This window comes from Acinetobacter sp. UBA2581, from assembly GCF_002339435.1.
Taxonomy (GTDB): domain Bacteria; phylum Pseudomonadota; class Gammaproteobacteria; order Pseudomonadales; family Moraxellaceae; genus Acinetobacter; species Acinetobacter variabilis.
This window is the reverse complement of sequence record NZ_DDLD01000050.1, coordinates 21,402-43,292: the sequence shown is the minus strand read 5'-3', so window position 1 is coordinate 43,292 and position 21,891 is coordinate 21,402. Positions and strand designations below refer to the sequence as shown.

At 42.6% G+C, this 21,891-nt stretch carries 23 protein-coding genes; 11 read left to right on the top strand and 12 right to left on the bottom strand.

Features of this window, described 5'->3' with window-relative positions:
* Positions 1-161 precede the first annotated feature (161 nt).
* Positions 162-989, bottom strand: coding sequence for a transglutaminase-like domain-containing protein (locus B3Q46_RS06030; RefSeq protein WP_034704292.1), 828 nt, complete (start codon positions 987-989; stop codon positions 162-164).
* A gap of 314 nt (positions 990-1,303) precedes the next feature.
* On the opposite strand from B3Q46_RS06030, the gene glyQ reads away from it, so the two are divergent.
* The 6 genes from glyQ to B3Q46_RS06000 all read left to right on the top strand — a co-directional run bounded on the left by glyQ (position 1,304) and on the right by B3Q46_RS06000 (position 8,295).
* Positions 1,304-2,293 (top strand): glycine--tRNA ligase subunit alpha, encoded by a 990-nt coding sequence (glyQ, locus tag B3Q46_RS06025; RefSeq protein WP_005232423.1) that lies wholly within the window; start codon positions 1,304-1,306, stop codon positions 2,291-2,293.
* A complete protein-coding gene (gene glyS / locus B3Q46_RS06020) occupies positions 2,293-4,362 on the top strand; it encodes a glycine--tRNA ligase subunit beta (protein WP_286713951.1) in 2,070 nt (689 codons plus the stop codon). The genes glyQ and glyS overlap by 1 nt, the downstream gene beginning before the upstream one ends.
* 68 nt (positions 4,363-4,430) lie before the next feature.
* A complete protein-coding gene (locus B3Q46_RS06015; RefSeq protein ID WP_005232426.1) occupies positions 4,431-6,440 on the top strand; it encodes an AAA family ATPase in 2,010 nt (669 codons plus the stop codon).
* Positions 6,441-6,566: 126 nt separating this feature from the next.
* Positions 6,567-6,956 carry a hypothetical protein gene (locus B3Q46_RS06010; protein ID WP_005232428.1) on the top strand — a complete coding sequence of 130 codons (390 nt, stop codon included), beginning with the start codon at positions 6,567-6,569 and terminating at the stop codon, positions 6,954-6,956.
* Between the two features lie 232 nt (positions 6,957-7,188).
* Positions 7,189-7,668 carry a hypothetical protein gene (locus tag B3Q46_RS06005; protein WP_005232430.1) on the top strand — a complete coding sequence of 160 codons (480 nt, stop codon included), beginning with the start codon at positions 7,189-7,191 and terminating at the stop codon, positions 7,666-7,668.
* Between the two features lie 108 nt (positions 7,669-7,776).
* A complete protein-coding gene (locus tag B3Q46_RS06000) occupies positions 7,777-8,295 on the top strand; it encodes a hypothetical protein (protein WP_005232432.1) in 519 nt (172 codons plus the stop codon).
* A 39-nt stretch (positions 8,296-8,334) separates the two neighbouring features.
* On the opposite strand, the gene B3Q46_RS05995 is transcribed toward B3Q46_RS06000, so the two are convergent.
* The 3 genes from B3Q46_RS05995 to B3Q46_RS05985 form a co-directional block, all read right to left on the bottom strand.
* Positions 8,335-9,288, bottom strand: coding sequence for a 2-hydroxyacid dehydrogenase (locus tag B3Q46_RS05995; RefSeq protein WP_005232433.1), 954 nt, complete (start codon positions 9,286-9,288; stop codon positions 8,335-8,337).
* Positions 9,289-9,380: 92 nt separating this feature from the next.
* Positions 9,381-9,575, bottom strand: a complete 195-nt coding sequence (locus B3Q46_RS05990; protein WP_005232434.1) for a hypothetical protein — start codon at positions 9,573-9,575, stop codon at positions 9,381-9,383.
* 122 nt (positions 9,576-9,697) lie between these two features.
* Positions 9,698-10,969: a hypothetical protein gene (locus B3Q46_RS05985; RefSeq protein WP_005232435.1), complete on the bottom strand. Its 1,272-nt coding sequence runs from the start codon at positions 10,967-10,969 to the stop codon at positions 9,698-9,700.
* A 113-nt stretch (positions 10,970-11,082) separates the two neighbouring features.
* On the opposite strand from B3Q46_RS05985, the gene B3Q46_RS05980 reads away from it, so the two are divergent.
* Complete coding sequence (locus tag B3Q46_RS05980; RefSeq protein WP_005232436.1) at positions 11,083-11,859, top strand: class I SAM-dependent methyltransferase; 777 nt, start codon at positions 11,083-11,085, stop codon at positions 11,857-11,859.
* Positions 11,860-11,874: 15 nt separating this feature from the next.
* Positions 11,875-12,453 carry a hypothetical protein gene (locus B3Q46_RS05975; RefSeq protein ID WP_005232438.1) on the top strand — a complete coding sequence of 193 codons (579 nt, stop codon included), beginning with the start codon at positions 11,875-11,877 and terminating at the stop codon, positions 12,451-12,453.
* A gap of 83 nt (positions 12,454-12,536) precedes the next feature.
* Here the strand turns inward: B3Q46_RS05975 and B3Q46_RS05970 are convergent, their stop codons facing one another.
* Both B3Q46_RS05970 and B3Q46_RS05965 read right to left on the bottom strand, forming a co-directional pair.
* On the bottom strand, positions 12,537-13,739 hold the full coding sequence (locus tag B3Q46_RS05970) for a TIGR03862 family flavoprotein (RefSeq protein WP_286713950.1): 1,203 nt from the start codon (positions 13,737-13,739) through the stop codon (positions 12,537-12,539).
* Positions 13,740-13,742: 3 nt separating this feature from the next.
* Complete coding sequence (locus B3Q46_RS05965; RefSeq protein ID WP_171065439.1) at positions 13,743-14,387, bottom strand: SAM-dependent methyltransferase; 645 nt, start codon at positions 14,385-14,387, stop codon at positions 13,743-13,745.
* Between the two features lie 84 nt (positions 14,388-14,471).
* Between B3Q46_RS05965 and B3Q46_RS05960 the strand changes: the two genes are divergently transcribed.
* Entirely contained in the window at positions 14,472-14,648 is a 177-nt protein-coding gene (locus B3Q46_RS05960; protein ID WP_005232444.1) for a DNA gyrase inhibitor YacG, read from the top strand.
* A 154-nt stretch (positions 14,649-14,802) separates the two neighbouring features.
* On the top strand, positions 14,803-14,985 hold the full coding sequence (locus B3Q46_RS05955) for a hypothetical protein (protein ID WP_005232450.1): 183 nt from the start codon (positions 14,803-14,805) through the stop codon (positions 14,983-14,985).
* 32 nt (positions 14,986-15,017) lie between these two features.
* Here B3Q46_RS05955 and B3Q46_RS05950 read toward each other — a convergent pair whose 3' ends face one another.
* The 5 genes from B3Q46_RS05950 to B3Q46_RS05930 all read right to left on the bottom strand — a co-directional run bounded on the left by B3Q46_RS05950 (position 15,018) and on the right by B3Q46_RS05930 (position 19,446).
* Positions 15,018-15,662: an MBL fold metallo-hydrolase gene (locus tag B3Q46_RS05950; protein WP_005232453.1), complete on the bottom strand. Its 645-nt coding sequence runs from the start codon at positions 15,660-15,662 to the stop codon at positions 15,018-15,020.
* A gap of 21 nt (positions 15,663-15,683) precedes the next feature.
* Positions 15,684-16,697 carry a ferrochelatase gene (gene hemH / locus B3Q46_RS05945; protein ID WP_005232454.1) on the bottom strand — a complete coding sequence of 338 codons (1,014 nt, stop codon included), beginning with the start codon at positions 16,695-16,697 and terminating at the stop codon, positions 15,684-15,686.
* A gap of 65 nt (positions 16,698-16,762) precedes the next feature.
* The gene (locus tag B3Q46_RS05940; protein WP_005232456.1) at positions 16,763-17,791 is read right to left on the bottom strand and encodes a DUF4062 domain-containing protein; all 1,029 of its coding nucleotides are present in this window, start codon (positions 17,789-17,791) and stop codon (positions 16,763-16,765) included.
* A gap of 115 nt (positions 17,792-17,906) precedes the next feature.
* A complete protein-coding gene (gene murI, locus B3Q46_RS05935; RefSeq protein ID WP_034580337.1) occupies positions 17,907-18,785 on the bottom strand; it encodes a glutamate racemase in 879 nt (292 codons plus the stop codon).
* Between the two features lie 49 nt (positions 18,786-18,834).
* The gene (locus B3Q46_RS05930) at positions 18,835-19,446 is read right to left on the bottom strand and encodes a DUF1285 domain-containing protein (protein ID WP_005232460.1); all 612 of its coding nucleotides are present in this window, start codon (positions 19,444-19,446) and stop codon (positions 18,835-18,837) included.
* Positions 19,447-19,633: 187 nt separating this feature from the next.
* Between B3Q46_RS05930 and B3Q46_RS05925 the strand changes: the two genes are divergently transcribed.
* Positions 19,634-21,346, top strand: a complete 1,713-nt coding sequence (locus B3Q46_RS05925; protein WP_005232462.1) for an electron transfer flavoprotein-ubiquinone oxidoreductase — start codon at positions 19,634-19,636, stop codon at positions 21,344-21,346.
* 110 nt (positions 21,347-21,456) lie between these two features.
* Here the strand turns inward: B3Q46_RS05925 and B3Q46_RS05920 are convergent, their stop codons facing one another.
* On the bottom strand, positions 21,457-21,885 hold the full coding sequence (locus B3Q46_RS05920) for a hypothetical protein (RefSeq protein ID WP_286713949.1): 429 nt from the start codon (positions 21,883-21,885) through the stop codon (positions 21,457-21,459).
* Positions 21,886-21,891 lie beyond the last annotated feature (6 nt).

The window sequence follows — 21,891 nt, the reverse complement described above, 5'->3', positions numbered from 1 at the left end:
TCCCTCAATGCGTAAGTCCTAGATGTATTTATTTTATATCTTTTAATTACACTTAAATGGATGCTGTTTAAAAAGCTAAGTCACACACCAGAGAAAAACCATCCATCTAGTCCTATTTTACTATTCAATCTCTCATAGGATTTTCAATAAGATCATTCATGTCAGGTGATTTTAGTCTCAGCTTCGCTATGAGAACCAGATTTAATCAGAGGTTCGATTTTGAGCAGCTCGACCTGACCATAATAGGTTGAAAATGCTACATCTCCGGCATCTACCCCAGTACCAATGCGAATCAGCTCGTCGACCGGGGCTAAACGGGTCGGATCAAACTGTACCCACCCTCCTTCCAGATAGGCTTCAAAAATGGCATGAAAATCGGGTAAAAATTTTTCAATTTCCACATAACCGACCACCATGCGTGCCGGAATTCCTAAAGCACGACACAGCGCAATGCCCAAATGAGCAAAGTCACGGCATACACCTGCTCGGTGGACCAGCACATCCGTTGCAGTCGTAAACTGATCAGAACAGCCAGAGACATAAAAAATATTGTTATAAATCCACTGTTCGATGGCTTTTACACGCGTATAGCCGGGTATCATCCAGCCAAATGAACGTTTCGCCATTTCTAGTAATAAATCTGAATTGCAATAGCGGCTGGCCAGCAAATAAGGTAGTACTTCATCCGGCAGGTCTGGAATTTTGACTTCACTCAAGTTTTGCCTCAGATCATTCGGAATGCTCGGCTGACGGGTAACTGTCGCGCTATAGTTCAGTTCAAATGCCTCACAGGGTTCGAGTTGCAACCGGATATGACGGTTTTGATGCCGAGCATCCTGAAATTCATGCCACTTGACCGGCATATTCATAGTGAGCTGTTCTCCGAGAATATTCTGATCGGGATGATGGGCGACCTGAACCATAAAAATAAATTCGGTAGGTTGCACAATCTTGTATTTTAAATGGCACCGAATTTGGTAAGTGGTCATGAAGTTCCTTATAATTAGGCATTATTATATTGTGTGAAGATTAAACTAATTCTAAGACCGCAATCGTATGAGATCAGTTTAACTTTATCGCGCTTCAGTGAACAGGATGCTATACATCTGATTTATTCCTGATTTTTGGATCTCATCCCATTGCTATTCCAGCATAAAATTGCAGCAAAGCCGCGCAAAATCTGGCATGAATGAAGACCATTTTAATTTTTTCCAAAATATTTTCAGCGTATTAACCCTTTGCCACTCCCCTGTAAAATCCTTATAATCAAGCACAATTTTTCTCTAATTTTAAGTGGATGACCATGAGTCGCGCCATATCGCATATTGATACCTTCCAAGGCTTAATTCTTGCCTTACAAAACTACTGGGCGGAGCAAGGCTGCGTCGTGTTACAGCCTTACGACATGGAAATGGGTGCAGGGACATTCCACACTGCAACTTTCCTTCGTGCGTTAGGTCCTGAAACCTGGAATGCTGCTTATGTTCAGCCATCACGCCGTCCGAAAGATGGTCGTTATGGTGAGAACCCGAACCGTCTGCAACATTATTACCAGTTCCAGGTTGTGCTTAAGCCAAACCCGGACAACATCCAGCAGCTTTACCTAGATTCTTTAAAGGCAATCGGTATTGATCCTTTAGTTCACGACATCCGTTTCGTGGAAGATAACTGGGAATCTCCAACACTGGGCGCATGGGGTCTAGGCTGGGAAGTTTGGCTGAACGGCATGGAAGTGACTCAGTTCACTTACTTCCAGCAAGTCGGTGGTGTTGAATGCTACCCAGTAACCGGTGAAATCACTTATGGTCTGGAACGTCTGGCGATGTATCTGCAAGGTGTAGACTCAGTTTACGATCTGGTTTGGACCAAAGGTCAGTTCGGTACTGTGACGTATGGCGATGTGTTCCATCAAAATGAAGTAGAACAATCGACTTATAACTTCGAATATGCACCAGTAGAAAAAATGTTCGAACTATTCGATTTCTACGAAGCTGAAGCGACCCGTTTAATCGAAGCTGAACTGCCATTACCTGCTTATGAACAAGTGATTAAAGCATCACATAGCTTTAACTTGTTAGATGCGCGTGGCGCGATTTCTGTGACTGAACGTCAGCGTTATATTCTGCGTGTGCGTACTTTGGCACGTTCAATTGCGACCAGTTATGTAGCAGCACGTGCGAAACTTGGTTTCCCAATGGCAGAACCTCACCTACGTGACGAAGTCCTGGCTCAGCTTAAAGCTCAAGTAGAAGCAGAAGCGGCTCAAGCAGAAAAATCAGCGGAGAACAAATAATGTCTAAACATACAGTTTTATTTGAACTTGGCTGTGAAGAACTTCCACCAAAAAGCTTGAAAAAATTACGTGATGCTTTAAAAGCTGAAACTGAAAAAGGCTTAAAAGATGCAGGTCTTGCATTCGACTCAATCGAAGCCTATGCCGCGCCACGTCGTCTGGCACTTAAAATCATCAACGTTGATGCTGCTCAGGCGGATACGCAAAAACGTTTTGACGGTCCTGCTGTTCAAGCGGCTTATGATGCTGAAGGCAAACCGACTAAAGCGCTTGAAGGCTTTATGCGCGGTCAAGGCATTACGGTTGATCAGGTATCTACTTTCCAGGCCGGTAAGGTTGAAAAAGTCTGCTACCTGAAAGACGTGAAAGGTCAAAGCCTGGACGTTTTACTGCCACAAATCCTGCAACATGCTCTGGATCAATTGCCTATCGCAAAACGCATGCGTTCTGCTGCTAGCCGTACTGAATTCGTTCGTCCGGTGAAATGGGTTGTGTTGTTAAAAGACAGCAATGTGATTGATGCAACCATTCAGGATCATAAAGCAGGCAATGTGACTTATGGTCACCGTTTCCATGCGCCTGAAGCAATTATTCTGGCCAATGCAGATGCTTATCTGGATGCTCTTCGCGCTGCGAAAGTAATTGCATCTTTTGAGGAGCGTCAGGCGATCATCGACCAGCAAGTAAAAGCACTGGCGGATGAAGTGAATGCGATTGCGATTGTTCCTGCTGATCTTCGCGACGAGGTTACTGCTCTGGTTGAATGGCCAGTTGCTCTTCGTGCCAGCTTTGAAGAACGCTTCCTTGCAGTTCCTCAAGAAGCACTGATCACCACGATGCAGGACAACCAGAAGTATTTCTGTCTGGTGAATGCTGAAAACAAATTACAGCCTTACTTCATTACCGTTTCAAATATTGAGTCTAAAGATCCGACTCAAATCATTGAAGGTAACGAAAAAGTAGTTCGTCCGCGTCTGTCAGATGCAGAATTCTTCTTCCAGCAAGATCAGAAACAACCGCTTGCGTCTCGTAAAGAGAAACTGGCAAACATGGTATTCCAGGCACAACTGGGTACTTTGTGGAACAAGTCTGAACGTATTGCCAAACTGGCTGTCGCACTTGCTCCGATTACAGGTGCAAAAGCTGAAGATGCTGAAAAAGCGGCTCTTCTCGCTAAATGTGACTTAACTTCTGAGCTAGTGGGTGAATTCCCTGAACTTCAAGGGATCGCGGGTACTTACTACGCCCGTCTTGAAGGTGAAAATGATGAAGTGGCTGAATCTTTAGGTGAGCAGTATTTACCTAAATTCGCAGGTGACGTTCTGCCTAAAACCAAAACTGGTACAACGATTGCGCTTGCGGATCGTTTAGATACCTTGACTGGTATTTTCGGTATCGGTCAGGCACCTACAGGTTCTAAAGACCCGTTTGCGCTGCGTCGTTCTGCCATTGGTATTCTGCGTCTGGTGACTGAAAATGAGCTTGATGTATCCATCGAAGACCTGATTAAGCTGGCTCTAGCTGCTTATGGTGATGTCTTGAAAGACCACGACAAGACTTTGGCAGATGCGGTTGCATTCCTGGAAGGTCGTTACCGTGCGAAATACGAAGACCAAGGCGTTGATGTTGACGTGATCCAAGCTGTTCAAGCATTGTCACCAAAATCACCGCTTGATTTTGACAAGCGTGTAAATGCCGTTAATCACTTCCGTGCATTGCCTGAAGCGGCTGCTCTTGCTGCTGCGAACAAGCGTGTTGCCAACATTCTTGCCAAAGAAGCTGCACCTGAAGGGGCTGTGGTTGAAGCAAATCTGGTGGAAGATGCTGAAAAAGCATTATTTGCTGAACTTGCGAAAATCACACCAGTGGTTGAGCCGCTATTTGCTTCTAAAGATTACACTGCTGCGTTGTCTGCATTGGCTGCCCTGCGTGCACCAGTCGATGCATTCTTTGATGGTGTAATGGTCATGGCTGATGATGCTGAACTGAAAGCAAACCGTTTACGTCTGCTTGCTCAGCTACGTGACCTGTTCACTAAAGTTGCAGATATTTCAGTGTTACAGCACTAAGCGTAAATGCTTGAAGTTTAAACTAAACCTCGCTATAAATTAGTGGGGTTTTCTTTTGAGTAATAAAAATGAAGCTAGTCAAAGTACATGTACAAAATTATCGAAGTATTTTAGATAGTGGTGAAATCGAAATTGAAAAAATCAAAACGGTATTAGTTGGAATCAATGAAGCAGGAAAAACAGCACTCTTAAAAGCTATTAATCAATTAAATCCTGCAAGTGAAATTGAAAAGGTAAGCTTATTAAGAGACTTTCCAAGATCTAAATATGCAGAACATATTAAAGGTCAAAACATCGATGAGCTTTGTAAAAGTACACCTTTAGTCAGTGGTACTTTTATACTTGAACCTAGTGATATAAAAATAATCCAATCTACTTTCAAAGAAGTCTTAGAAACTGAGATTGATTTAACCAAAATTATTTATATAAAAAATAAATTTTATCAAGGATATAACCATACTTTAAAAAATATTAATCGTTTTACATGGGGTGAAATTAAAAAAGATATTTTAAGACTCAATGAAGCATTATCTTTAGCGAATAATACTGAGGAGTTAATTACTGCAATAAACACGTTGTTACAACAAGCATCGGGAGATCATTATTATATAAACGAGTCTCACTCAGGTTCTTTAAAAACATTAATTGAAAAGTGTGAAATAAAAATTGATGAAGATAATAAAAAAGAATTAGAACGTATAAATAAAATTTTTAAGGTACTTAATACAAATATTATTTACTATAAATTAATTAAGCACTTATATGAAAAACTACCTAAATTTGTCTATTTCAATAATTACATAAAAGTAAAGCCCTTAATTCATCTTGAAAGATTAGCTAATAGGCAAGAAAACAACCAACTTGATGATAAATACTATGATTATGGAAATATTTCTTTACTCAAGTTTTTGGGATATTCTGCAAGAGAATTAGCTAACTTAGGTAAAACCAATGAAAATCAGACTGATTTAGAAGCCTACAATAATTTGCTAGATGATAGATTTTATCGTTTAAATGCTGCATCTATAAATCTATCAAAATCTATTCAAGATATTTGGAATCCTAACAATCAAAAAGATGAAGCATCCAATTTAGAAATTTCAGCAGATGGCCAATCATTAAAAGTCGTTGTAACTGATCAATTAGGAGCTAAAGTTGAACTTGATCAAAGATCTGAAGGCTTCCAATGGATGGTTTCTTTTTTCATTGTTTTTGAATCACAAGCTGATAATGACTACAAAAACTGCATTCTTTTACTTGATGAGCCTGCTACAAGCTTACATGCATTGAAGCAAAAAGAATTTATTAAAACCATTAGTAAATTAGCTGAAAAGAATCAAACAATTTATACAACTCATTCCCCATTTATGATCTCTCAAGATGAGTTAGATTTAGTCAGAATTGTAGAATTAACAAATAGATCAATTGGTACAAAAGTTAATAATAAAATTGTTTCTACTGATCCCGCTGCACTTTTTCCTCTTCAAGAGGCATTGGGTTATAACCTTGCTCAAAGTATGTTTACTGCAAAGAAAAATGTACTTTTAGAGGGGCTAACTGATCTATGGTATTTAGAAGGAATTAATTCATTACTTGATAAAAATCTTGATTCTAATATTGCACTGCTACCTGTTGGTACATCAGCAAAAATTTCATACTACGCCTCTATGCTTAGCAATAATGATTTGAAATCTGTGGCTCTTTTAGATTCAGATACAGCAGGAGAAAAAGCAGCAACTCAAGAAACTGTAATACATTCTTTAGGTGCCAAAAATATTTTAAGAACAAAAGAATTCTTAAGCAGAGAAATTAAGAATTCAGAAATCGAAGATATTATCCGTGAAACATTAGCTAAAATCTTTCAAGATGAATATGAAATAGAGCTTAATGTAGCAGATTTAGAATCGGATAAAGCTATTGTCGATATTTTTAAAATAGCAGTAAAAGATTTTTCTAAATTTAAGCTCTCAAAAGCTTTTCTTAAGTGGGCAAGAGAACATTCTCTCAGTGACCTAACTGATCAAGAAATTCAAAATTGTACAAAGCTTATTGAAACAATAAACAAAAGGCTAAAATAAAATTTTATAAGAAGTTCAATAAAATTGAGCTTCTTTTTTTGATTTTTTCAAATAATGCAAAGATATAGCCATTTAGTTATCAATTCCCTATACTCCCCTTAACAACACTCAACAAGAAAGAAGCGCATGAAATTTCAAACTCTTATGATGGCAACTCTTGCGGGTATCGCACTTACAGCATGTACATCTCAACCGACCATTCCACAGCTGGAACTGGGTGTATTACAGGAAGTACAAAATCTCGAAGTTATTCCAGAAACAACCAACAATAAGGCGAAACTGACCAAATTCCTCGACAAATGCGTGATTGAATTTACTGGCGACATTGGCAACAACCGTTCAGTTGAACAATGGTCATTTAAAGGCATGACCCTAATTGATGCCGGCTCAGCGACTTTCCAGCGTGACGGAACCAGCACAGCACAAAAATTTGACCTGCATGATGCTGCGGTACAAAAGAACTTTGTGACCCTGCGCAATCATTTTGCTAAAGATGCCCTGACACAATGTGACTAAGTAGATCGCCCTGTTTTTTTGAAAATGGGGCTATTTATTTGAATGAATAGAAATTTAATTTTTCGCCTGATTTGACCTACTTTTTCTTCCCCTTAAAAATTATAAGATCCTCGCATCAAACTACGCTGAACCTATACTCTCTTCACAGCTTATTCATTGTTTTTGGCTGATTATCCGTTACACTGAAAACCAAACTCAGACCGCTCTTTGACGAATTCGAGGTCGATCCATAATGAATATCAAAACCCCAATTATTTTAACGACAGCTTTAATGTTCTGTGCACCTGTATTTGCACAGACCGAAACCACTCAGACCAACAAACCGATTGCACCTTATGGTGAGAATCCGAACCTGCTGCATGTGTTTGCCTATAAAGCACAGGAAGGTGTTATCAATACCGCTGAAAAAGTAGGTGAAGTCACTGAAAAAGGCATTGCCAAAATTAAACCGGGTGTAGATCGTGCCTGGGGCAATACCAAGTCAGCGGCATCAGATACCATCCAGAAAGTAGATCAGGGTGCGACTCAGGCAGCACAGCAAACGGGTCAGAAAATTCAGCAAACCCGTGAAGTCTGGCGCGGTAATTCACAACAGGCACCGATCGTACAGCAGCCTTTGAGTCAGCCATCTACCGCAACTCAAAATTCATCGGTATCACAGCCCCAGTCAAGTTCCGGTACAGCGACCAGTTATGCAGTAGATGATCTTTAAATCATCGAATTGAAAAAAGCCCATTACGGGCTTTTTCTTTTAAGCATTGAAGATAGTTGAGTCTTTCTTTAGACTGAACTCAAATAAAATCATGAGAAGATAATAAAAATGAAAAAAATTCTCCTCAGCTTTATCGCCGGCATTCTGTGTGGTGTAGCCATCCTGTACATCACTTTACTGGTTTCAGGTGAAACCGTGACCTCAATTGCTGCGATTGATGACGAATTATCCTCCATCCCGAGCCTGTCTAGTGCCGCCTCTTATAACCATAAAACCGAAGGCGAAAAAATCCAGCATATAGAACACTTGGAAGAAGCTGAATTTAGGCCCGCCTCTGGCAATAATGCCGACCTGTATCGGATCAAGGATATGTGTAAATTAAGAATCGGGACTCAGGGAGATGACATTTATAGCTATCGAACTGCTTATTTTTCGCAGAATCATCTGATTTATATGTTTGAAACCCATTATCGAACATCTTATGACAAGCGTCCCGATGAACGGGTACCCGAATTTAAGCGCGTCTATCAGGAAATTATATTTAACCCCCGGTCTGCACTGGTTCAGAGTGAATTTTTAAAATTACTAGATAAATACATTACGCCAGAAAACCGAAAAAAATGCTGATCGAATTTGATCAGCATTTGGTTTTTATTTGATAATTTTTCAATTTACCTGACGGATGGGCTGGCCTTGCTTAAAGGCGTCTACATTTTCCACCATCTGATCCACAATGCGTTGACGCGCATCAACGCTGCCCCAAGCATTGTGCGGTGTAACGATCAGGTTAGGAATTGAGGCATCGAGCAATACATTTCCCTCTTTCGGAGGCTCCACGGTAAGCACATCCGTCGCAGCACCGGCAATTTTTCCTTCGCGTAAGGCCTGAGCCAAAGCCTGTTCATCGACGATTCCACCACGCGCACAGTTAATTAAAAATGCACTTGGTTTCATCGCGTCCAATTCGGCATGACTGATTAAATGACGGGTATCTTCCGTTAAAGGGCAATGCAGGCTTAAAAAATCCACTTGTGGCAATAAATCGGCAATTGGAATACGAGAGTCATCTGCCGGACGGTTGGGCAAAGCTGCAATCAGTACTTTCATGCCAAAGGCTTCTGCCAGTCTGGCAACTGCATGGCCCAGCTCACCATAACCAACAATACCTAAGGTCTTGCCTGCCAATTCTACAATTGGCGCACCCAATAGACAGAACTGGCTGGCCTTTTGCCATTCGCCCTGCTGTACTGCACGTTGATAGGTTAAAAATGAAGTGGCCAGATTGAGCATCAGCATAAGGGTATGCTGAGCGACGGCAGAGGTGCCATAAGCCTGACAGTTACACACCACAATGCCACATGCCTTGGCCGCAGCCAGATCGACATTATTGGTGCCCGTAGCAGAAATCAGGATCAGTTTCAGTTGAGGGCATTGCTGGATGGTTGCCGCGTCAATCATGACTTTGTTGGTAATGATGACATCGACATCGGCCACACGAGACTGAATCTCTGCAGCCGATGTGGCCGGGTATAAGACCAGCTGATCAAATACTGCATGTAGTGCCTGAAAGTCCAAATCCTGTTGGTCTAAAGAAGCATAATCTAAATAAGCGGCTTTCATGGCGCTACCCTCAACCTTGTTTGACAATTTATTTTGATTGCCATTTAAAACAAGTCCTGCAGGGTTTTCAAGCAACTTACTGTCAGAAGTGGTTAATCTACAGACTTATCAATATGGTTACGCAGAGAACGGCGCACCTTATAAATCACATATACACTGAGAAAGATCAGAAAAATAAGAGAAGAACTGAGCAAGATCACTGCAGGATGCACACTTTCCGCGTGTGCAAAATTAGGCAGCATCAGTCCAAGAATAAAACAAATACTTGTAACTTGTTTGGATTGCATATATTTACTCCCTTGTCATATAAACAACCGGGAGCGGTGTGACTATTTTTCATACCGCCTAAGATCATATTAGGCCTTAGCAAACATAAGTCAAGTATTTGTTTTTTAGATAAATTTTTTGGTTAGTTCATTTCACTTCGTGTCACAAACTGTGTATTTTTGTCACTTGCGTCAACGAAACCGGAAGCGCCGTATTCATCTGTATGCAAATTCAGATGTTTATAGCTGAACATATAAAAATCAGCATAGCGTTTCATGATAATCGGATGCATGCCTACATTTAATTCATCCTGCTCCTTGACCAGTTTCATAATATGCCGATCATTCATCACTACCAGATAACGTTCATCATTCAGATTGATGGTCAGCAAGCCATTACCTTTGGCATAGATTGGAATCAGGAATTTATGGTTCAGTGCAATCGCATCACCGGTATAGCTTTCGATCTTGTTGCTGATGACGTTAAAGACCAGTGCATGTCCATAGGCATCCAGCAATAACTGGCGCTTTTCCTGCGGCAGATTGACGTGAATTCCGAGCTTAAGCAGATCCTGCTGATCCACCTGTTTATTACTCAGCAATTCACGCAAAATCACCTGTTTCTGGGCTGCATCAAAAAATTGAGTATCCAGCAATAGGTCATTATTTTTCAGGATACGTCCTAAAGCAAAACGATGCCTCGGCAGGATATTCTCAATCACCTTGCGATAATAGAACTTGCTGTTTTTTTTGACCCGGCGCATTTTCTGGTAGAAATAACTTTCATCATATTCATGCAATAAAAAGTCATACAGCAGCTCGGAGCTGGCCAGAACAGCGATGGCGTCATGGCCGGTAAATGGCAGACGCAGTACATGATGCTGCGGAAGTACGGCTTCTAGTTTCAGGTAATGTACCCGGTCTTCGGTGCAATACGGGTCATATACCAGAATATATTCCCGTTCCGGACTGACATCTTCTGCCTCAATCCGCATGCCTTCATTCAGCTCGGGCTGGTAAAACATGTTGTAGCGGGCATCTTCGACATCTTCCGGATCAATCGAATATTGCGGCACCATCGCGACCACTCGCTGAACATTCAGCAGATTGGAATATTTAATCGCAGCATAGCCACCCATGGAGCCACCATAGGCAATGCGCTGCTGAAACGGTGCAATCAGCTCGGCAATGGCTTGCAACATGTTCCACATGGAACTTTTGGGAAACCAGGATTTATGTTTGGGCATGATTCCCAAAACATTAAATTCAAATTTCGCTAATGATTTTTCGGCATTGATGCTCAAGCCCTTGGCACGGGTAATCAAATCTCCAAATGAAAAAATCAATTCTGAAGATGACCCCGGCATAAAAATTGCGCGTATATGCTCATCTTCAAAAACAATCTGCTTATCCATAACTTTCCCGTGCTGGTGAATCTAACTTTTCGGCAACAATTCACTCAATGAATAGGGCCGAAAAAGTGAATATGCTATTTTATATCGATGAAAAAGATTAAAAAGCGCAAAATATGACACAATCACTGCATCCTGCAGCTCAACAAGGGTTTAGTACAGCGGCTGAGCTTTATCAGCAGGTACGCCCTGACTATCCGGCAGATCTTAGCCCATGGCTTGCCGAGACACTGTCATTGCCTGTAGATGCAGATCTTGTTGATTTGGGAACAGGAACAGGTAAATTTATTGCCTATTTGCTTCCACTCAGCAGCCACATCACCGCCATTGATCCTGTCCCTGAAATGCTGGCCCAGTTAAAACTGGCACATCCGGATATTCATACCCTTGAAGGGATGAGCCACCAGCTTCCTCTGCCCGATCATAGCGTGAATGCTGTGTTTTGTGCACAGTCATTTCACTGGTTTTCCAATCTAGAGACCTTAAAGGAGCTGGATCGGGTACTTAAACCTCAAGGCTTTCTGGTACTGGTCTGGAACCAACGAGATATTACAGTCGACTGGGTTAAAGCCCTGGCAGATTATATTGCATCACTGGAAGGCGATACACCACGTTATCATAGTGGTGCCTGGCGTAAAGTATTTGAAGAACAGAATCTCTTTCAGCCTTATGCTGAAACGCAAATGCAACAGCTACAGCATGGCCCTGTCGAGCAGGTGGTTTCCAAACGCTTATTGTCAACCAGCTTTATTGCGGCACTACCAAAAGAACAGCAACAGCAGCTCAAGCAGCAATTCGAACAAATTATCAAAAACTATACGGACAAGGGTGCAGAAGATATGATTAATTTCCCTTATGTCACCTATATTTATGTATTCAAGAAAAATAATTAGGAACAGGATTCAATCATGCACACGATTCAATTGATGTCACGAACTGCACTTTTCACTGCCGCCATGTTTTTGATGGCCTGTGACCAGAAAAGTTCACAATCTGTAGAACAGCAGGCAACGGAAGACTCTGCATCAGAGGAAATCATGCAGGAATTGAAAACTGGACCCGTGAAAAACTTCCCTAAAACGGAAGATGATCCCCATGATATTGCTGTCTTGAATGACTATGAAGAACGTTTCCAGGAAATGAGCGCGGATCTGGAAGCTGAGCTCAATGGCATGCGCAATGATGACAATCTGACTCCGGAATTTGTCCAGCAACGTCAACGCGATCATGTCCAGTCTTCGCTAAATATGCTCAAAGATCTGGAGCTTAAAACTGAACAGGGCCGTTATATTCAGGGTTTGATGTATCAATACTGGGAACATCAGGAAAAACTGGTGAATAGTCCGAAATCTCAGGCCTCTACCGTAAATGAAGCCAGTGAAAATGTAAAAGGTCTGGGCAAATATCTACATGCCCAAGAGCAACTGGAACGCTGGCGTTCGCAATATCCAGAGATGACCACCGCAAATAAAGCCCCAGCACAATAAATAATACATTTCAGGAAGCGGACGCTTCCTGAAATTTTATATGCAGTTCTAAGATTTAACTTTCACTTTCTGAAGAATGCGTATTATTGAGCTTGAACTAAATATTGCTGCACCCCTTCTGCGGCTGCTCGTCCAGTGGCAAAACAGGCTGTCAGCAAGTAACCCCCTGTAGGCGCATCCCAGTCCAGCATCTCACCACATAAGAACACATGTGGATTGGATTTAAGCTGAAGCTGCTCTGACAGAACCTCGCGTTTAACCCCACCTGCACAGCTAATCGCTTCCTGTATAGGACGGAAACCGGTTAAAGGAATTTTCAATTGCTTAATCTGCTGTGCTAATTCAGTAGCATTTTGCCAAAGTGGCTTTGGTAACAGTTCACGCACCAGAGCAGCTTTTGCACCATCCAGACCTGCTTTCCGCCAGATATTATTCAAAGACTGCTTTTTACTTGGCTGTAATTTTTTAGCTAATTGTTCTAAGGTTTGATCCGGAAAAAGATCCAGATTCAGCTGCATTGGCTGACCCTGTTTCAGCTGTTGACGCAGTCCCCGGTCCTGTTTATAGATTAGACCACTTTCCAGACCATAGTGACTGATCACGATATCTCCCATGGTCTTGTCACCGCCATCAACCCAAGCCTCGACCCGTTTTAGGGGCTGACCGAAGATTGGCTGCATAAACTTGGACCATGGATATTCCACACCCGCATTACTGGCTTGGAAAGGTTCAATCTCACTGCAATCAAGCCATGCTTGCCATTTCCCATCACTGCCGAGTTTTGACCATGACACTGCACCACAAGCCAAAACAATCGCATCAAAGTTTTCTGTGAATGCGCAATCATTTTTTAAATCATGGATCTGTAGCTGATGATTTTTCAGATCTAGAATTTGATGACGATAATGAAATTGTACCCCTTGCTCAGTTAAACGTTTTAACCAGACACGCAATAGTGGAGCGGCTTTCATTTCTGTAGGAAAAACTCGACCTGAAGAACCAATATAAGGTTCAATGCCAAGATCTTTCATCCAGTTTTGAATCCATATCGCATCCCAGCGTTTGATCCAAGGTGCTAACCAGTTCACCTGATCATAACGCTGCACAAACTGCTCGACGGGTTCGGCATGAGAAATATTTAGGCCGGTTTTCCCAGCCATCAGGAATTTACGGGCAGCCGAAGGCTTCTGTTCAAACACATGAACTTCATAATCAGACTGGCTCAGAACTTCTGCAGCCATCAAGCCTGCCGGGCCAGCACCCACAATTGCAATGCGCTTCGTCATGGCTTATTCCGCCGAACTCGCATTCTGCCCTTGTAGCGGCTGAAACTCATCAAAACGCGTTGTATAGCCTTCCGGTTTACTAATAATCAATTGCTGGCACAACTCACCACGTTCTAGATATTTAATTTCAAAATGAGTTCTTGCCGAGTCTTGGCCAATGACTTCTTTAACGAAAGGCAGTTTCCACAGATTTTGAACCTGCTGCTCTGCCTCCTCAATATATTCAGGAATATTGCTAGCTAAAGTGATCATGCCACCAGTTTTTAAACGCGATAATAAAAACTCAAAAAATGGCATATTCAGCCAGCGCTGTGCCGGGTTATGCGGCTCAGGGTTTGGATATAAAATAAAGAACTGTTCGACTTGCGCTGGATAGAGTGCATGCACAATCCACGGCAAAGCATCAGCATGAACCGTCTGTAAATTCGGCTGTCCTTCCAGCGCATGCTGTTTTTGCATGGCCAAAAATTTCTCTCGAGTCCGCTCGATCGCAATCAGCTTGCTGTTCGGATTGGTCTGGGTAAATAGCAAAGCATGTTTACCTTTGCCCGCACCGATTTCCACACAAACCGGTTCAGAACTGATACTTTGGAAATCACGGGGGGCATGCATACGCTGTGCTTGAAATTGACGAATCGACATAATCAGATCAAACTAATAAAAACTGTATAAGTCTAACAAGTGCAGTTATATTTGCCTAATCGAAGCTTTATTTTTCTAGGGAGTGCGCTGATGTTGACCACTTTAAAATGTCCACGCTGTGGCAAACTGACCACTTGGGAAAATAATGAATTTCGTCCTTTCTGCTCGGAACGCTGCAAAATGATTGATTTAGGCGCTTGGGCCAATGAAGAATACAAACTGCCAACCCAAGATGCTCCAGCGGCTGAATCTTCTGAAGAAGACTGAACCTTTTAAAATATCCTATCGCCTTAAGCATATTCTAAATAATCACATGATTTTTATAAAAAGCTTGTAGAAAACCAACACAAGTTAACAGCACATATGCCAGTTTAATACTATGTTCTTACGCAGAAATATCACATTATTTTAGAGCAAGAACATGGGCTACATTCTTCTAAAGATCATTTTAATTGGGGTAGGAATACTTGCGATATTGTCATTAGGAATAGGAATTTTCCAACAGGATGGCTTATTTATTGTCGTTGGAGTTCTGCTTGCCATTATGACCTGGCTGATCTACGCACAAACCCGCCAGTCTTTGAATAACCCTTTTAGCAAATAAAAAGACCAGCTAAGCTGATCTTTTTACCTACTTTAACCTGCTTTTCCCGCAACGAAAGGATTATGCTGTTTTTCAAAACCAATATTGCTGATCGGACCATGTCCTGAAATAAATTGGGTTTCATCCGGCAGGCTAAAACATTCGCGCTGGATTGAATCGAGTAGCTGCTGGTGATCGCCACGCGGGAAATCTGTCCGTCCAATTGAGCCTTTAAACAGTACATCCCCTGTCCATAACAAAGCATGGTTCCTGTTATAGAACATTACATGACCTGGAGTATGGCCTGGGGCAAAACGTACTTCAAACTCTTCATCACCTAGCTTGAGAACTTCTCCACCTTCCAGCCATTGCGTGACTTCTACTTTTTCCGGAATCGGAAAACCGTAACGGGCAGACACTTCCTGAATCATATCCAGCCAGAATGCATCGTCCTTATGTGGACCAATCACCGGCACATCCCAAACTTTTTTTAAAGCACCAACTGCTCCAGCATGATCGAGATGGCCATGAGTCAGCCATAAAGCCTTGACCGTTAAGCCCAGTGCTTCTACTTCCGCTTTTAATTTTTCAGGTTCGCCCCCTGCATCAATCAAAACAGCCTCTTTACTGTCGCTATCCCAAAGAATCGAGCAGTTTTGCTGAAATGCAGTCACAGGAACAATTTTGACTTGTAACATAGGATAAGAAACCTCAAAAGATTAATGGGCAAGCGTCTGATTCAATGCTTCAAGATTAGCCTGTAACAGCGTATTGAGCAATTGCACATGATCTTCACGGTTGTTCAAAGCCGGAATATAACTGTAGCTTTCCCCGCCATTGGCCTTAAAGGTCTCCCCATTTTCCATGGCCAGCTCTTCCAGTGTTTCCAAACAGTCGGCCGAGAAAGCCGGACTCATCACCTGAATTGATTTCACGCCCTGTTTGCCCCACTCTTCAATTAAGGCATCCGTATAAGGCTTAACCCACTCCTGTTTACCAAACCGGGACTGGAAACTAATTGCATATTGATCTTCAGATAGACCTAAAGCTTCTGCAACCAGTTTGCCTGTGATCCGGCAACGATCCGCATAAGGATCACCTTTATCGGCATAGGGCTGCGGGATACCATGAAATGACATCAACAGTTTTTCCGGCTGCCCATGAATCGCCTGATAATCCCGAACACTTTGTGCCAGTGACTGAATAAATAAGGGATGCTGATAATAATCGCGGATAATCGACAGACCAGGTAAATTGCGCTGTTTCAGCACCCATTTTGCGACTGCATCATACAGAGGTGCGGTAGAGGTCGCTGAATACTGGGGAAATAACGGAAACAGAATAATATGATCTTGCGGTTGAGCCGAAATCTGATCAAGGACAGCCTGAATATTGGGATTGCCATAAGTCATGGCAGGCACCACATTCAGTTCAAATTGCGGATATTGTTCAATGAGTTTGGCCTTTACTTGACTCACCTGCTGCAGCAGAATCTCACGCATCGGTGAATCCTGACCCCAGACCTGTGCATAAGCCTGGGAAACTCGCTTGGGACGGAACGGTAAAATAAATAAACGCAGGATGAGTTGCCAGATCGGCTTGGGAATTTCAATGACACGCTGATCAGATAAAAACTGCTTCAGGAAATCGCGTACTGCCGGCACAGTCGGTGCATCGGGTGTGCCTAAATTTGCCAATATAATCGTAACTTTTGGTTTAGCTGTAGAAAACATGCAGTACGCCCGTCGTGGTATCAACCCGCTTACTTTAACAGCTTTTTACTTATTCTCTATATGGATTAATACACTGACTTATATTGAAAAGTACGATCTTTATCCAGCAAGTTACTGTCCAGCAGTTTTTGTGCCTTAGGCGTAATCTGCCAAAGCAGACGCTGACGGTCATCACGGCCTGACGGTACAATCCAGTCATTCTGGCGCATTTGCAATTTCAGGCTATGCAAGGCGCGAATATTAATCTGGGCACGGGCTACAGCATGCGCGCGCGGCATTTCCGCTCGTGCATCTTCCAGACCGGTTTCATTCAAATACTCATTCATATGCTTGGAGAAAAATTCCTCCGGCGTCGGATTAATGAATGTAGAGCCGAGAATAGCCAGCAATTGTGCCCAGGTCAGTCTCTTCTGAACTTTCAGCTCTTTAAAGTTACCATCCTGATAAGCATGCATACGGTATTCGAAGGAGAAAACTTCATGCATAGATACTTTCGGCAGGCTCAGGAAAGGGTCTACTTCACGGGTACCGCCGTCTCGTTCCAGTTGGGCCACTTTAGCTTTGAGTTGGTCAATTTCGTCATGCAAGGCTTGAGTATTCTGCGGACGTACCCAGCCACTTACCGGATAGCGTTCCAGCATTTGCGGCATGTTCAAACGTACCGCCATTTCCAGATCGCGCAGGGTGCGATAGCAAAAGACCTGATCAGCTTCCTGCTGCAATAACTGACGAAATTCTTTAAATTTTTCCTGTAATTCAGGTTTGGTATCGTGCAATGAAGGATCACGTGAGGCCGGATCTTCATGCATAAACACAATAATCGGTTTCTGCTTGGTCACAGCGTAAATGTATTCCAGGTGCATATAACCCACACCGGAAACCGACTGCTCGCCATACTGGCTACCCAGCAGAATCACCACATAATCACAGTCATCAATCTGGCGACGCGCAAATGCAGTATTTAAAGGAGTACGTTGTTCCAGCCCCCAGGAAAAGAAACCCATGCCGACCAAAGTTTGTGACAAGATGATCCGCTCTGGCTGCATTTCTGCACCAGAGGTGGAGATAAACACCTGATAACGTTTATCGAGCATTGGTTATCCTCTTTTACTGCACATTGATCTGACCGGCTAGACCCTGCCCTGACACAATATGACGACCCCAGTATAAAAATATATCTTTCAAAATTATAAGATGAGTGACGGTCGCCTAGCTGACTTCTGTCTCCATATTGCTGACCTGCCATTTAATATCGACTGGGATCAGATGCCCTAAAATCGGCTGGAGCTGTTCAGCATTTTGACCACTAACCACAAGTCGGATTTTTAGACTGTCCTTGCACTCATGTTCAAATAATAACCCATTTTTAATCAAAATTCGGGCCGTTTGTCTCGCAACCGCGAATCCTGAGTCAATTAATGTCAGCTTTTGACCAAAAATATACTGAATTGACGATTTTAGGAAGGGGTAATGTGTACATCCTAGCACTAAATAATCAGCGCCCTGATCAACAACCGGTTGTAAAATCTGAGTTAATGTCGCCAGACACTCAGGACTCATCTGCTGACCGGCTTCTACAAAAGGTACCAGATCCAGACAGGTCACCGGAATCACTTTGACCTGTGCCGGCTCGGCAAAACGGGTCATGACATCCTTAATCAGCTGTCCACGAAAGGTTGCAGGTGTGGCCAGGACGGCCACCGTTTTGGATTGGGTATTGAGGACTGCAGGTTTGAGCGCTGGCACCAGTCCGATGATCGGAAAGTTTTCGCCGTAATGCTCACGTAAATAATCCAGACTAAATGCAGAAGCGGTATTACAAGCGACGACTGCAACTTTACAGCCTTCACGATACAGCCATTCAATCGCTCGCGCAGTCAGGTCACGGATTTCTTGATCTTTACGGGGCCCATAAGGTACGTAAGCCGTGTCGGCATAATAAACAAAGCGTTCATCGGGCAAATACCGGGCAATTTCCAAAGCAACCGATAGCCCTCCCACACCAGAATCAAAAATCCCGATAGGCGCATCAGCACTGGCTTTGGGCATGGGATCTACTAAGGGATAAATCGGTTGGATAGCGCTCATAACGTTGCTAGTTGCTTGTTTCAAATGACCTTGCGACAAAGCTTAAACCTCAGGTGCTTAAATGCAAGTCTAAATCACCACTTTTCAAGCTTAAAACCGTCTCTCCAGCAGCATTTTCACCAAGCTCGCCCATCTCCACCAGATGTAAAAAAGCAGCCCGCTGAAGCAGCGCATTGATTCCAAAACGGACATGCACATAAGGGCGCAATTCATCCTGATACTGACGCATAAAGATAGGATGTTCGCTATCGACAATAATGATGTCCTGAGTTGTGGTGGTTAGTTGCAGGTAAGTCTTGCCTTCAATCTCGACCTGATCCACCTGATTTACAAACAGAGGTTCATCTTCGACCTCGATTTCAATCATTTCAACCGGCGTCTTTAGATAGAATTTTCCTTCTTCTTTCCAGAGTACCGTTGAAAACAGGTCTATCATCGGCTGACGCTTGATCAATTGACCTTCGTGCCACCATTCTCCATTGGCCAAAACCTTGAGATCCATTGCCCCACAATGCTTTGGCTGCCATTGCTCCAAAGGCGGGATTGACCTTTTGTGACTGCCCTGTGCATCTTTTAAGTATTGTGCGATATCCATTAAATTTTTATCATCGCTAGAAGCTACTTTTTTCGTCGGATTTTTCTCGGGTGCTGACTTATTCATATAAAGAAGACCTTAATGACGGAAAAATAATATGTTTCAGCCAATTGGCTTAACCTGGGTTTAAAACTATACTAGCCCAGATGCTTAAAGACACTACTATTTTTGTGTCTAGGAATTCAGAACACTCATGGCAGCACCCAATCATCCGATTATGGTTGCCACCGAATAGAAATATGAGGAGTCCTACATGGAACACATCGAACGTGAATCGATGGAGTTTGACGTTGTGATCGTAGGTGCGGGTCCTGCCGGCCTGTCTGCTGCAATCAAGATCCGTCAACTTGCAATTGAAAACAATTTAAATGATCTGTCCGTTTGTGTCGTAGAAAAAGGCTCCGAAGTCGGTGCTCATATTCTTTCAGGTGCTGTGCTTGAACCACGTGCGATGAACGAACTATTCCCGAACTGGAAAGAAGAAGGTGCGCCTTTAAATGTTCCTGTGACAGAAGATAAAACTTTCTTCCTTCTTTCAGATGAAAAATCACAAGAAGCACCGCATTGGATGGTGCCTAAAACCATGCACAATGATGGCAACTATGTCATCTCACTCGGTAATGTGGTGCGCTGGTTAGGCCAGAAAGCTGAAGAACTGGAAGTATCGATCTTCCCGGGCTTTGCTGCTTCAGAAATTCTGTATCATGAAGATGGTACGGTGAAAGGTATCCAAACCGGTGATATGGGGATTGGCAAAGATGGCGAACCGACGCATAACTTTGCGCCAGGTTATGAGCTGCATGCCAAATATACGATTTTTGCTGAAGGCTGCCGTGGTCATTTAGGTAAACGCCTGATCCAGAAATTCAACCTGGATAAAGATGCTGATCCGCAGCACTACGGTATCGGGATTAAAGAACTGTGGGAAATTGATCCAGCGAAACACAAACCAGGTCTGGTAATGCACGGTGCGGGCTGGCCTTTATCTGAAACCGGTTCTTCAGGTGGCTGGTGGTTATACCATGCTGAAAACAACCAGGTGACATTAGGCATGATCGTGGATCTGTCTTATGAAAATCCACACATGTATCCATTCATGGAAATGCAGCGCTGGAAAACCCATCCACTGATCAAGCAATATCTGGAAGGCGGTAAACGTATTTCTTATGGTGCACGTGCCGTAACTAAAGGTGGTTTTAACTCTCTGCCGAAATTTACCTTCCCGGGTGGTTCTTTAATCGGTGATGATGCGGGTTTCCTGAACTTTGCCAAGATCAAAGGCTCACACACTGCAATGAAATCCGGCATGCTTTGTGGTGAAGCAGTCTTTGAAGCGATTGCTGCCGGTGTAGAAAAAGGTGGTGACCTGGCGATTGCACGTGTGACCGAAGGCGAAGACTTCTTCGTGAAAGAACTCACATCTTATACAGACAAGTTTAACAACAGCTGGCTGAAAGAAGAGCTATATAGCGCACGTAACTTTGGCCCGGCAATGCACAAGTTCGGTCAATGGATGGGTGGAGCGTTCAACTTCATCGACCAGAACGTATTTAAAGTGCCGTTCACGCTCCATGATTTAGTGCCAGACTTTAAAACTCTGAAAACGGTCGATGCAGTGAACTTCAAGCCGAACTATCCAAAACCGGATGGCAAGCTGACCTTTGACCGTCTGTCTTCTGTGTTTGTATCGAATACGGTGCATGAAGAAAACCAGCCTGCGCACCTGAAACTGACCGATGCTTCGATTCCAGTAGATGTCAACTTGCCGAAATGGGATGAGCCTGCACAGCGCTACTGCCCGGCAGGTGTTTACGAAATCATGGAAAATGATGATGGCAGCAAACGCTTCCAGATCAATGCAGCGAACTGTGTGCACTGCAAGACCTGTGACATCAAAGATCCATCTCAGAATATCACCTGGGTAACACCGGAAGGTGGCGGTGGCCCGAACTACCCGAATATGTAATGCTTAATTATCTTGCATAAGCCTCTAAAATAATTAATTATTTTAGAGGCTTTTTTATATTTATAAGATTATGAAATACGCATCATTTAATTTTTTTGTACAAGAAAAAATTAGTATTTAATAGATTTAAATATTTTATCTGCATCATGGCGCTGCCAAATATGGAATAGGCTGTTATGGGTACAATTCATAGCTTTTAATATTTCTTCTTGGGTTTGAATTGAGTTGTAACCATCTAATTTTTTATTAAGAACCTCAAAAAATAATTTATCTGTATTATTTAATTCGTTCGGTATATCAATAATGTCTTTTATTGTTTGCACAGTCCAGATTGGTTGAGGGAGTAAATCTTCCTCATAAACCATAATAGATATCCTTACTATGTCTGTATAAGGTATTTTTATTATTACATCATCTATATTTACGCTCACAATCTGATCATGCTCTAAGCTAAAATTTTTAATTTTAGTTTTATAATTACTCGTATCTAAATTTTTATTAGCTTCTTTTCTTACTAACCTTTTTAAAAACTTAAACATACAGGC

What these genes read in the sequence shown, in the direction of transcription:
- B3Q46_RS05990 (WP_005232434.1), bottom strand. Translation starts at nt 9,575, where the DNA reads ATGCAATCCAAACAAGTTACAAGTATTTGTTTTATTCTTGGACTGATG.
- B3Q46_RS06010 (WP_005232428.1), top strand. Translation starts at nt 6,567, where the DNA reads ATGAAATTTCAAACTCTTATGATGGCAACTCTTGCGGGTATCGCACTT.
- B3Q46_RS05950 (WP_005232453.1), bottom strand. Translation starts at nt 15,662, where the DNA reads ATGTTACAAGTCAAAATTGTTCCTGTGACTGCATTTCAGCAAAACTGC.
- B3Q46_RS05970 (WP_286713950.1), bottom strand. Translation starts at nt 13,739, where the DNA reads ATGACGAAGCGCATTGCAATTGTGGGTGCTGGCCCGGCAGGCTTGATG.
- B3Q46_RS06005 (WP_005232430.1), top strand. Translation starts at nt 7,189, where the DNA reads ATGAATATCAAAACCCCAATTATTTTAACGACAGCTTTAATGTTCTGT.
- B3Q46_RS05940 (WP_005232456.1), bottom strand. Translation starts at nt 17,791, where the DNA reads ATGCTCGATAAACGTTATCAGGTGTTTATCTCCACCTCTGGTGCAGAA.
- glyQ (WP_005232423.1), top strand. Translation starts at nt 1,304, where the DNA reads ATGAGTCGCGCCATATCGCATATTGATACCTTCCAAGGCTTAATTCTT.
- B3Q46_RS05920 (WP_286713949.1), bottom strand. Translation starts at nt 21,885, where the DNA reads ATGTTTAAGTTTTTAAAAAGGTTAGTAAGAAAAGAAGCTAATAAAAAT.
- B3Q46_RS05975 (WP_005232438.1), top strand. Translation starts at nt 11,875, where the DNA reads ATGCACACGATTCAATTGATGTCACGAACTGCACTTTTCACTGCCGCC.
- B3Q46_RS05980 (WP_005232436.1), top strand. Translation starts at nt 11,083, where the DNA reads ATGACACAATCACTGCATCCTGCAGCTCAACAAGGGTTTAGTACAGCG.
- hemH (WP_005232454.1), bottom strand. Translation starts at nt 16,697, where the DNA reads ATGTTTTCTACAGCTAAACCAAAAGTTACGATTATATTGGCAAATTTA.
- glyS (WP_286713951.1), top strand. Translation starts at nt 2,293, where the DNA reads ATGTCTAAACATACAGTTTTATTTGAACTTGGCTGTGAAGAACTTCCA.
- B3Q46_RS05995 (WP_005232433.1), bottom strand. Translation starts at nt 9,288, where the DNA reads ATGAAAGCCGCTTATTTAGATTATGCTTCTTTAGACCAACAGGATTTG.
- B3Q46_RS06000 (WP_005232432.1), top strand. Translation starts at nt 7,777, where the DNA reads ATGAAAAAAATTCTCCTCAGCTTTATCGCCGGCATTCTGTGTGGTGTA.
- B3Q46_RS05955 (WP_005232450.1), top strand. Translation starts at nt 14,803, where the DNA reads ATGGGCTACATTCTTCTAAAGATCATTTTAATTGGGGTAGGAATACTT.
- B3Q46_RS06015 (WP_005232426.1), top strand. Translation starts at nt 4,431, where the DNA reads ATGAAGCTAGTCAAAGTACATGTACAAAATTATCGAAGTATTTTAGAT.
- B3Q46_RS05985 (WP_005232435.1), bottom strand. Translation starts at nt 10,969, where the DNA reads ATGGATAAGCAGATTGTTTTTGAAGATGAGCATATACGCGCAATTTTT.
- murI (WP_034580337.1), bottom strand. Translation starts at nt 18,785, where the DNA reads ATGAGCGCTATCCAACCGATTTATCCCTTAGTAGATCCCATGCCCAAA.
- B3Q46_RS05925 (WP_005232462.1), top strand. Translation starts at nt 19,634, where the DNA reads ATGGAACACATCGAACGTGAATCGATGGAGTTTGACGTTGTGATCGTA.
- B3Q46_RS06030 (WP_034704292.1), bottom strand. Translation starts at nt 989, where the DNA reads ATGACCACTTACCAAATTCGGTGCCATTTAAAATACAAGATTGTGCAA.
- B3Q46_RS05930 (WP_005232460.1), bottom strand. Translation starts at nt 19,446, where the DNA reads ATGAATAAGTCAGCACCCGAGAAAAATCCGACGAAAAAAGTAGCTTCT.
- B3Q46_RS05960 (WP_005232444.1), top strand. Translation starts at nt 14,472, where the DNA reads ATGTTGACCACTTTAAAATGTCCACGCTGTGGCAAACTGACCACTTGG.